The organism is Cupriavidus phytohabitans, from assembly GCF_000426345.1.
Taxonomy (GTDB): domain Bacteria; phylum Pseudomonadota; class Gammaproteobacteria; order Burkholderiales; family Burkholderiaceae; genus Cupriavidus.
The window spans coordinates 1-2,197 of record NZ_AUFE01000202.1 but is presented as its reverse complement, the minus strand read 5'-3'; the positions used below and the strand labels follow the sequence as shown (position 1 = coordinate 2,197).

General features: G+C 59.4%; 2 protein-coding genes and 1 pseudogene. All 3 read left to right on the top strand.

What is annotated here, in order from left to right:
- The coding region (locus K309_RS43675; RefSeq protein ID WP_232232651.1) for a hypothetical protein at positions 1 to 349 on the top strand (349 nt) is incomplete at its 5' end.
- A 259-nt stretch (positions 350 to 608) separates the two neighbouring features.
- Positions 609 to 1,616: pseudogene (locus K309_RS38905) on the top strand (transposase).
- 12 nt (positions 1,617 to 1,628) lie between these two features.
- On the top strand, positions 1,629 to 1,922 hold the full coding sequence (locus K309_RS0134610) for a hypothetical protein (protein ID WP_029050437.1): 294 nt from the start codon (positions 1,629 to 1,631) through the stop codon (positions 1,920 to 1,922).
- Positions 1,923 to 2,197: the final 275 nt, after the last annotated feature.

Here is a 2,197-nt window from a genome sequence, read left to right as displayed (position 1 = left end):
TCGTTCTTCTTATGACTGGCATTTGACTCTCATTCGTGAAATTGGTTTACTCAGAACACTTAGCCGTTTGTCACGATGGATCTCAGTGTACTGCCTAATTCATGTGGGAAATGTCGGTCCGAGTATGTCGTCGGGGATATTAGGGACGTTCGTTAAATGTAATCGGACGAACCTGGGGCCATTTATCGCCCCAAAGGACGGCGGTTGGATCGTGCGCTTCGCCTGTAGTGGCATTACGAAAGCACAGAATGCGTTCGATATTGCTATCAACTATCCGTCAATGGAGGAAGCATGGGAGCAGAGAAGTCGTTACGTTCAATGGTTGAAAAATGGCTTGCACCGTCCGTAGGGGAGCCGCCCCGCGTTATCGGTACGGGCCGCCTGCGAGACTGCCGCAGCCGTTTTGTTTGTGTGGAGTGCAACCGCGCTACTGGTACGCTGTCGATCATGTTCTTCCGGCACTGCGACGGTGGCTGGTATGTGTTTCCACCTGTGACAAGCAGAGCTGGAGGGGCTAGATAGGTTCGCACTCATGTTGTTGACTTGCTGGCTAGTACAACATCCCGTAAATAGGTTGAATAATTAATCGCCTCGGATATCATGGCGGGATGAGCCGAGGCCGCCAAGCAACGCCAGTGAAACTGGCGAAGAAAGAACAACAGGAATTGCTATCGCTGATCGAACGCAGGACGGCTGCGCAGCGAGATGTCATGCGCGCACGAATCGCGTTGTGGGCCCACGAGGGTCACTCCAATACCGTCATTGCGCGGGAATTGGATGTATCGGTTGTGGCGTAAGCGCATTGCCAAGCACGGTGCCAAGGTATTCGCGAGGGCGAGCGTAGTGGCCGTCCGCCACGCATCACGCACGAGGCGCGGCTACAGTTGATCGCGCTGGCGCGTGAAACGCGGGAACCTGAGGGGCGGGTTACGCCTACACTCGACGAGATTGTGGCGCGCGCCGTGGAACGCGGTGTCGTCGGGCAGATCAGCCGCAGCCAGGTGCAGCGCATACTGCAGGCCGGCGACGTGCGCCCGCACCGGGTCCAGCAATGGCTACACAGCCCAGATCCGGCCTTTCGCGAGAAGGTCAACGGTATTTGCAAGCTGTACCGTAAGGCGCCTCGCAACGCGGTGGTGCTCAGTATCGACGAGAAGACCGGCATTCAGGCCATCGAGCGCAAGTACCCGGGACGCGCGCCCGTGTGCGCTGGACGTCCATACCGGACAGGTGCTGGCAGAATGCCGCGACCGGCGCACCCAGGATGATCTGGTCGCCTTCATGGAGCGCGTCGTGCAAGCGCGTACCCGGACAAGCAGGTGCACGTGGTGTGGGATAACCTCAACACGCATCGCGCCCACGCCGTCTGGCAGGCGTTCAACGCGCGGCACGATGGGCGGTTTCACTTCCACTTCACGCCATTGCACGCGAGTTGGGTCAATCAGATCGAGCTCTGGTTTGCCTGCTACACGTGCCGAGTGCTGCGCCATGCGAGCCACACCAGCATCGCGCACCTGCGCGAACGCACCGAGCAGTTTGTCGGCGCGCACAATCAGGTGGCCCGCCCGTTCAAATGGAGCTTCCGGGGCTATCCGCTACAAACCGGCGCATCGTAATCGAGAATCGACATGCCAGCCGTACCCGCCAAACCTGCCGAATTGCAGCGGCAACTGCGCAGCCTGCTCGGCCACGAGCAGATCATCACGCACGCCTACGGACGTCACCTGCTGATCAAACGTCTGGACGACGAGGAGCCGACGGTGGTGGCCCGGCTGACCGAGCTCGGCCGCCAACGCTATGGAGCCGCCTTTCGTACCCACAGTGGGCGTTGGGAGCCACTGCCTGGCACCGGCACACTCGACGAGATGGCCCAGTTGATCATCACGCTCCTGGAGCCCTATTTACAGCCCGATAATTATTAAAGGGCTTTGCGGGATGTTGTACTAGGTTCAAGGAATTGCCCGGCGGCGGCTGGCCCATCGGCTGCCTGACAGAACTGCTACATCCAACGCAGCCACTTGCGTCACATGAAGCCGTAGATTTTTGCGCTACTCTCACCAACGCCGCGCCTGGCCAGCCAGTGATCGAGCGCACGATCAGCATCCTTGTGCGCCCAGCATGGGCGTACTCCTGCGGGTGCAAGTCCCGCCGTAAGCTGGTCATAGCGAACGAAGTGAAGCGCAACTGCATGAGGGTG